This window comes from Rivularia sp. UHCC 0363 (genome assembly GCF_034931125.1).
Classification (GTDB): domain Bacteria; phylum Cyanobacteriota; class Cyanobacteriia; order Cyanobacteriales; family Nostocaceae; genus Rivularia.
This window is the reverse complement of the sequence record NZ_JAYGHM010000046.1, coordinates 56,816-65,755: the sequence shown is the minus strand read 5'-3', so window position 1 is coordinate 65,755 and position 8,940 is coordinate 56,816. Positions and strand designations below refer to the sequence as shown.

At 37.3% G+C, this 8,940-nt stretch carries 5 protein-coding genes; 3 read left to right on the top strand and 2 right to left on the bottom strand.

Annotated elements, in window-relative coordinates; genetic code table 11:
- Nucleotides 1-294: 294 nt before the first annotated feature.
- Nucleotides 295-2,625, bottom strand: a complete 2,331-nt coding sequence (locus VB797_RS23220) for a serine/threonine-protein kinase (RefSeq protein ID WP_323240109.1) — start codon at nt 2,623-2,625, stop codon at nt 295-297.
- 975 nt (nt 2,626-3,600) lie between these two features.
- Between VB797_RS23220 and VB797_RS23215 the strand changes: the two genes are divergently transcribed.
- Nucleotides 3,601-4,122 (top strand): NYN domain-containing protein, encoded by a 522-nt coding sequence (locus VB797_RS23215; RefSeq protein WP_323240108.1) that lies wholly within the window; start codon nt 3,601-3,603, stop codon nt 4,120-4,122.
- Between the two features lie 95 nt (nt 4,123-4,217).
- Nucleotides 4,218-5,810: a 2-isopropylmalate synthase gene (locus VB797_RS23210; RefSeq protein WP_323240107.1), complete on the top strand. Its 1,593-nt coding sequence runs from the start codon at nt 4,218-4,220 to the stop codon at nt 5,808-5,810.
- Between the two features lie 243 nt (nt 5,811-6,053).
- Here the strand turns inward: VB797_RS23210 and VB797_RS23205 are convergent, their stop codons facing one another.
- Nucleotides 6,054-7,523: a PLP-dependent aminotransferase family protein gene (locus VB797_RS23205; RefSeq protein ID WP_323240106.1), complete on the bottom strand. Its 1,470-nt coding sequence runs from the start codon at nt 7,521-7,523 to the stop codon at nt 6,054-6,056.
- Between the two features lie 443 nt (nt 7,524-7,966).
- Here VB797_RS23205 and VB797_RS23200 point away from each other — a divergent pair, with 443 nt between their 5' ends.
- Nucleotides 7,967-8,932 (top strand): DnaJ C-terminal domain-containing protein, encoded by a 966-nt coding sequence (locus tag VB797_RS23200; RefSeq protein ID WP_323240105.1) that lies wholly within the window; start codon nt 7,967-7,969, stop codon nt 8,930-8,932.
- Nucleotides 8,933-8,940 lie beyond the last annotated feature (8 nt).

Genomic DNA, 8,940 nt, shown 5'->3' with positions numbered 1-8,940 from the left:
CCACCAGCAGGTGGAAGTCCCGCTCCCCAACCACTTAATCCCGAACCTCCAAAGGGTGGAAATCCCGCTCCCCAACCACTTACTCCCGAACCTCCAGCAGGTGGAAATGCTCCTAAACCAGAACCTCCTCCAATATCTACGTAGGGCTTGCTGAACTCGTCCCAGAAGTCGGGTTTTTGGCGAGATTATCTTATGTAATCAAGACTGATCTAAAAAACCCGACTTCTCACCAGTTGATTTGAATGCAAGATATAGAGCGCAACTACGAACCTTTTCTATTTGCAACTTAAAACATCAATTCCAAGGTTTAGTGGGAATATCAGAATCGTTTAGGAGTGTAGGATTTGTTGAGTTGTCTGTGAAGAGGTTCTCAGAATAATTAGAATTTGTCAGTTCGTGAAGCGCTTCAAGCACTTCTTTTGCTGACTGATACCTGGATTCATGATTGTCAACCACCATTTTATTGAGAATTTGAGTAAATCCAATACTAACAGTCGCTTTATCAGCCCATTTTAATTCTTGGTTTTCATCTATTGCTAACTCGTGAGGTGGTATACCAGTTAAGGCAAAAATACCAATCATTCCAACTGCATAAATATCGCTACTGTATTGCGGATACCCTAAACATTGTTCTCGTGGTGCATAACCTTTAGTACCAATTCCAATTGTAAAGGCTGTTTTCTCTTGAGAATTAATTACTTGGGTAGAAACTTGTTTTACAGCACCAAAGTCAATTAGCACCAATTTATTATCTGATTTACGTCGGATAATATTGCTGGGTTTAATGTCGCGATGAATTACACCTTTATGATGTACAAATACTAATGTTTGCAATATATCTTTAAGCATTTCCACAACTATTGGTTCTGGAAGTTGTTCGTTTGATATTTCTCGATTTAAAGGACGACCGATAATGTATTCTTGAACTAAATAAAATTCTTCTTCTTCTTCAAAATAAGCAAGAAGTTGAGGTATTTGATTATAGTTTCCTAACATTTGCAAGGTTTGCGCTTCTGATTTAAATAAGCGTCTGGCCACTTGCAGTTGTTCCGATTTATTATTAACTGGTTTTAACTGTTTGACAACGCATAGAGGATTACCTGGAAGTCTGGTATCTTCTGCAATATAAGTTTCGCTAAATCCACCCGAACCTAAAATAGTGACTATCTTATATCTACCGTCTAATACTTTACCCGATACCTCTTTTAAACGCTGTCCGAGTAAATCTTTCAAATCTTCTTGCTGAGATATTATCTCCTGTACAACGCGGTTGGAAGCATGCTTTTGTAAGATATCTACTAATTGAGTTTTTCTTAACTTGTCCCGAGCCACTTCGGTTCCTAAATAGCAAAGTCCAACAGTGGAAATTGCAACTATTGGGATGCCGGTAGGAACAATTAACTGACCAAATACAAATAAACTGTAGCTTATGCCTGCCCAGATTATCCCGCAGACAAGACTTAGTGCAAATCTATTTGTACCTTGCTTAATCCTAGTTATTATTAGCGTACATCCACCGACTAAAACCAGTACAAATAAACCCCGCCCAAATGGATTAGAAATTGGAGAATCAATCGATTTCCCGGACATTAAGGTTGCGATCGCGTTAGCATGAATTTCGATTCCGGACATTTTCTCCGGATAAAGCCAGTTAGAAGATACTGCGACCGGATGGTAATCTTCTCCTTTATACGCTTTAGCTGTCAAGCCGATCAAGACGATTTTGTCTTTAAAAACCTTTCCTCCCTGTAAGTTAGTATCCCAGAAATCCGGCTCAAATACATTCCAGAAAGAATAAGTACTAAATGTCTGTGTCCCTCCAAAAAAATAAATGTGATCGCCTTTTGGTTGAGGATATTTTATATTGGCAGCTATTAATAATGATTCGTCAAATGATGGCATGACACTAGGAATTATGCCATCTTGTGCTAACTGTTTGGGGAATAAGCTCCCTAATTTTTGAATTTTGCCGTCTATTTCAAGAGGAAAATTTGTATAGCCGATAGATGTTGAACCCGTGCGGAATTGCTGGTCTGGCAAAAATAATTGCCAGTAATCTCCCTGTTCTAGGTCATTTCCTTCGTAGAGGGCTGCTAAAGTAACTTTATCTCCATATCGCTGCAAAGTATTAGCAAGCTGCTTGTCGTCGGCTGCTCCGTATCTACTAGGAGAATCAAAAAGTACATTTAATCCAACGTGACGCGCCCCAGCTTTGATTAATTTATCAATGGCTTCGCTGTATACTTTACGTTGAAAGGGGAAAGATTTCAGGGGTTCTAAATAAGCGTAAGCAGTCGGGTCTATTTCATAAGACTCCTTGGGACGCGATATCGATTCATTGTCTATCGCTAAAATGACAATATCTTTTGGTGGAGTTACCCTTCCCCGCAGCAGGTAAAAAAAGCTTTCTGATTGGCTTTCTATCCAAATGGTAAAACCAGTACCAGAATATGCTAGCAGTACAGCCCCGGCTACTGTTGCACCACTAAGAATATGACCCCATCGAGCCATGATTTTAAATTGACGTGCCGATACCGTAGAAGTAGCTTGTCTGGAAAAGCTAAACAGTTTCTTAGCGGCAGACACATATTTTTTGGTTATGTTATATGCAGGTTCTTCTGCCATATTGTATTATTGATTAATTTATGTTGAACAATTCTGGAAAGTTTATACATTATTTTGTGTAAGCTACCCGATCGGTAACACTTAAACAAAAGTCTATACACATGAAAATATTATACTTTTATCAACTGTCATCTGCTGTTTCTTTTTTTCACGATATATCAGTAAATATTCTAGACCCAGATCAATCCCGTTTGGGTTATTGGATAAAGGCATTTCCTTAAATTAGGTTCTGGTCAACTACACGATGGTTCGTTCCGCATTGGGATTGCAAGTAGATGAAAGCTTAACTGCCGATGTTTTACTCATGGTTAATATCTTCTATTAACCTGTCTTTTTACAATCCGTAGTTTATTAAAGCAAGAATATTTTATAGAAATCTATAAAGCTTCCTCATGCCTTGATAATACAATATCGATGCAAACCTTTTGTCAGAAAGACGTAATTAGTTATACATTATCTTGATAAATATTGCTTCGTCTATCTAATCCCCATCGGTTATCCCTAAAAATCTGCATTAACGCTTATCTGTTAGATACTCGAAGCTAAATAAGCCAAAAATGCATTTTTATATTTTCCCTATATCACTAAGAGAGCGTGTTTATTCAAAATTATAAAAACCATGATTATTTGCGATCGACACAATACTCTGATTCTAACTTGGGGGATTCGAGTTACTTACCTACTTTAGGAGTAAACTTAATTAATATACTGTAAAAAATTCTGTTACTTAGTCAATTTTATTGGTAAATTTTGATTACAGGGTGCAATGTAAGCATATTAAGTTAAGGGCGAAAAAACTAAGGCTGTTGTTTCAACCATAGTTTAATGTTTTAGTCAATCTCTTAAATTAAGAAAGGATAGATAAAAGCTATACATGACAATATAATTTATATATATTAGCGAATTTGTCATTTTATTATTGCTATAATCTATTGTTCAATCTAAATTCATTTATATTTAATGGTGTAATTTCCTATGGAAACTCATATGACTCGTCTGTCTATTTTTGTAGACGGAAATAATATGTTCTATGCTCAACAAAAGAACGGCTGGTTTTTCGACCCACGACGAGTATTAGAATACTTCAAATACGAACAAATACACACAAATTTAATCAATGCATTTTGGTACACTGGCTTGAAAGACCCACAGGATCAACGAGGTTTTCGAGATGCTCTAATTAGTTTAGGATATACAGTACGAACTAAAATACTCAAAGAATATTATGATGATTCCTCCGGACGTTACTCCCAAAAAGCTAATTTAGATATTGAAATTGTTGTAGATATGTTTAATACAGTAGACCAATATGACAGAGTAATTTTATTTAGTGGAGATGGAGATTTTGAAAGAGCAATTGAATTATTACGCTCTAAAAACACTCATATAACTGTCGTTTCAACAGAGGGTATGATAGCACGAGAGTTACGTAATGCTACCGATAGATATATAGATTTAAATGAAATAAGAAACAGTATAGAAAAAACTGAAGCTTAATAATCTTTACAAATATTTAGAAAATTAATAGTAAAAAAAATTAAAGTAGAAAGTATTGTTAGGCACAAAAAATTTATCAACTTTCACTACTAGTTATGAAGACAAATCCAGAACGAATCATTATTTTTGATACCACACTCCGTGACGGAGAGCAATGCCCAGGGGCAACTTTAAATATTGACGAAAAGTTGGCGATCGCTAAGCAGTTAAAGCGATTGGGTGTAGATATCATTGAAGCGGGTTTTGCTTTTGCAAGTCCGGGGGATTTTGAAGCCGTAAGCAAGATAGCTCAAACTGTAGGCACAGAAGACGGTCCGGTAATCTGTAGTTTGGCAAGAGCCATTAAAAATGATATTAAAGCAGCAGCAGAAGCCTTGAAGCCAGCAGTCAAAGGAAGAATTCACACCTTCATTTCCACTTCTGACATCCACTTAAAATATCAGTTAAAGAAAACCAGAGAAGAAGTGCTATCAATTGCCGAAGAGATGGTTGCTTACTCCAAGTCTTTCATGGAAGATGTGGAATTTTCTCCAATGGATGCGGTACGTTCCGACCCAGAATATCTTTACCAAGTATTGGAAAGAGCGATCGCAGCAGGAGCAACAACAGTTAACATTCCTGACACCGTTGGTTATACAACCCCCAGCGAATTTGGAGCTTTAATTAAAGGAATTACAGAAAACGTTCCGAATATAGATCAAGCGATTATCTCGGTTCACGGACATAATGATTTGGGTTTAGCTGTAGCTAACTTTTTAGAAGCTGTAAAAAATGGTGCTAGACAATTAGAATGTACCATCAACGGTATCGGAGAACGTGCCGGGAATGCAGCTTTGGAAGAGTTAGTCATGGCTCTCCACGTCCGCAGACAATATTTTAATCCCTTCTTGGGACGCGATGTTGATTCGGAAGCCGCGTTAACAAATATTGACACCAAGCAAATATATAAAACCTCCCGTTTGGTTTCCAATTTAACCGGAATGTTGGTGCAACCAAACAAAGCAATTGTCGGAACAAATGCCTTTGCTCACGAATCCGGAATTCATCAAGATGGCGTGTTGAAAAACAAGCTCACTTATGAAATAATGGATGCCGAGTCAGTAGGTTTGACAGAAAATAAAATCGTTTTGGGCAAGCATTCGGGAAGAAATGCTTTTCGTACCCGTTTAAAAGAATTGGGCTTTGAAATGTCAGAAAATGATTTAAATAAAGCCTTTATTCGATTTAAAGAAGTTGCCGACAAAAAGAAAGAAATTACCGATTGGGATTTAGAAGCTCTTGCTAATGATGAGATTCAACAAACACCCGATTTGTTCAAGTTGGAATTGGTGCAGGTTTCCTGCGGTAGCAATGCAAGTCCTACCGCAACCGTGACTTTACGCAACCCTGAAGGAGAAGAGTTAACTGATGCGGCAATTGGTACGGGACCCGTAGATGCTGTATATAAAGCCATTAATCGCGTGGTAAATGTACCGAATAATTTGATTGAGTTTTCCGTACAATCGGTAACTGCTGGAATTGATGCGATCGGCGAAGTAACTATCCGATTGAAGTATGAAGATAAGATTTATTCCGGTCGTTCAGCGAATACAGACATTATCGTTGCATCGGCGCAAGCTTATGTAAATGCACTTAATCGTTTGTATGGAGCGCTACTTAGTAAGCGGAAGCAGGAAGTGACTGCGTAGTAATAAAAAGCCCTCACCCTCGAAGGGTAGGGCTAAAAAAACAAAGCCCACCTGCGTGGGCTGCAAAGCTAGCTAGTAGGTTGGGTTAGACACGAAAGTTAAATTGGAAATCAAAACGAAAATCTGATTAATCGTGTCGTAACCCAACATTGGGATTTAAATGATTTATTTTGTTATGGAATTATTATTTGTTTTAAGTTTGTAGTCAGAACTTTACTCCTTGGATTAGAAAGCTAAACCTCACTACGAACAAAGAATTATCTGAGCTAATCTGCGAATTCCCTCGGTAAGCTGGGTTTCTGTCAAATCGCCGTAACCAAAGATGAATTCACCTTTGGGATGGTTTGCGAGATAATGAGGATTGGCAGACATCATTCCTATACCGACTTTTGTAGCGCTTTGAATAATTTCTTCGTCACTCAAATCACTTTTGAAACCCACCATAATGTGAATTCCGGCTTTTTCTCCTAAGATAGTAGCGCGTTTTCCAAAGTGTTTTTTTAAGACTTTTACTAAAACTTGACGACGTTGATCGTATATTGATCGCATTTTTCTTAGATGACGTTCTAAATGTCCCGATTCGATAAATTCTGCAAGCACTTGCTGTTCTAGCACTGGTAAGTGGCGATCGCACAACCATTTTGCACGGGTGAATATTGCAACTAAACTTTTGGGAAGCACTAAATAACCGATTCGCAATGAAGGGAATAATACTTTTGAAAAAGTTCCAATGTAAAGTACCGAATCGCTTTTATCCAATCCTTGTAATGCAGGAATTGGTTTTTCACCATATCGGAATTCGCTATCATAATCATCTTCTATAATTAATCCCCCTGTTTGTTGCGCCCAACTGAGTAACTCTAAGCGTCGCGGTAATGATAAAATTGCTCCGGTGGGGAATTGATGGGAAGGTGTAACGTAAACTAAACGAATAATATTATCTTTAAAATTAGCTAATTCTTGAACTACTAAACCCGAATTATCTACTGAAATGGGTACGATTTGAGAGCCTTGTGTTTCAAATATAATTCTTGCGCTTAAATAACCGGGATTTTCTATAGCTATCGTTTCTCCTGGTTCAATTAATAAACGCAAAATTAAATCGAGTGCTTGTTGAGTACCGTTGGTAATTAATATCTGTTCAGGTTCGCAATTAACCGCACGGGAGCGGGTAAGATAATGTGCGATCGCTTTTCGTAAAGGTTGATATCCTGAAGGTTCTGTGGAATAATCGAGCCAATTTAAGTTAGCGTTACAGTAATGTGATAGTAATCTACGCCATATTTTGATCGGAAACTCGCTCAGTGCTGGTGTTCCGTAACGAAAGTTAATTTGTAATTCTGGCTCGGCAATTCTAGGGACATTTTTTATATTAGCTAATGTGTTTCCATACTTAGATAATTTAATTGGTAAAGGATTGATTTTTTCTATTATTTCGATTGGATTTGAGTCGATTAAATTGTCGGGGATTTGCTGACAAACAAAAGTACCACGACCCTTAACTGTTTCTAAATATCCTTCGCTTAAAAGTTGTTCGTAACTGGTGGTAACTGTGAAACGAGAAATTGACAGAGATTTTGCTAAAAAGCGAGTTGAAGGAATTCGTTCCCCTGGGGTTAATCTCCCGTTGAGAATTGTTTGACGAAGTTGTTCGTAAAGTTGTTGGTGTAACGGTTCCGGTAAATTTTTGTTGAGAGTTATTGCTAATTCCATAGAATGGAGCAAATAAAGCTATAAATTAGAATTTATCAATTATTTATATAGATAGAAACTATTTATATAATTATGTAAACAAATATAGGAAAATTTTCAAAGCAATTTTGATAATAATTAAATTATGCTTATGATTTTATGTAAAACAGATAATTTACCAAGATAACAATATTTATTTTAAAATAATCTATCTATAGTTTTATTATTAATATTTTTTTTAATCTTTCTTAAGAAAGAAGTTCAATACGTAAACTATGAGCAAATATATTAAATAGCAAACAGCGATAGGTTTACGAAAGAAATCAAAAAACTGAATTCGGAGGTAAATAGAATGGCACTAATTTGCTGGCAACCCTTTCAAAATCAGTTACCAGTTATTGCAGAATCATTAATAGCTGGTAATTGCCCAATCCCCAATCCCCCATTCTCAATCATAAATAAAAATGGCAGCAAATGATTTTAAAGATTATTATCAGGTTCTGGGTGTAAGTAAAAATGCGTCTCAGGATGACATTAAAAAAGCTTACCGGAAACTGGCGAGAAAATATCATCCAGATTTGAATCCCGGTGATAAAGAAGCAGAAAACCGTTTTAAAGAAATTAACGAAGCCCAAGAAGTACTTTCCGACCCCGAAAAACGCCAGAAATACGACCAATATGGGCAATATTGGCAACAGGGAGCAACTCAAAGTCAACAGAGATCGCAACCTGGTACTACTCCAAGAGGGGTTGGTGTAGATGTTGGCGGCTATGATTTTAGTCAGTACGGCAGCTTTGATGATTTTGTTGAAGAACTTTTAGGTCGTAGGGGTGGAGCCGGGAGAAGAACTTACAGTTACCGTACTTCCGGTAGCGAAGGATCTAGTCAACCCGGACAAAATATAGAAGCAGCGATCGCACTTTCTTTTTCTGAAGCTTTCAACGGAGTACAAAAAGACTTTAAGCTGGGTGATGAAGTGATAAAAGTCCGCATTCCCGCAGGAGCAAAACCTGGAAGCCGTCTGCGAGTTCGTGGAAAAGGACAAACTAGTCCTTTCTCCAATCAGCGTGGAGATTTATATTTAAATATAGAGTTACAACCTCATGCTTTTTTCAGTTTTGAAGATGACAACATCGTTTGTGAAGTCCCGATTACTGCTCCCGAAGCGACTTTAGGAGCGAAAATTGATATACCTACACCCGATGGTAACGTTACTATGAAAATACCTGCGGGAGTAGATTCCGGTCAATCTCTGCGGTTGCGCGGTAAAGGCTGGCGTAATCCCAAAGGAGACAGAACCGACCAAATTGTCAAGTTAAAAATTGTTACATCTAAAGAATTAACCGATAAAGAAAAAGAATATTACGAAAAACTCCAGCAAGAAAGTAACTTTAATCCCCGCAGTTCGATTTTAGATTTTAAATTTTAGATTTTGGA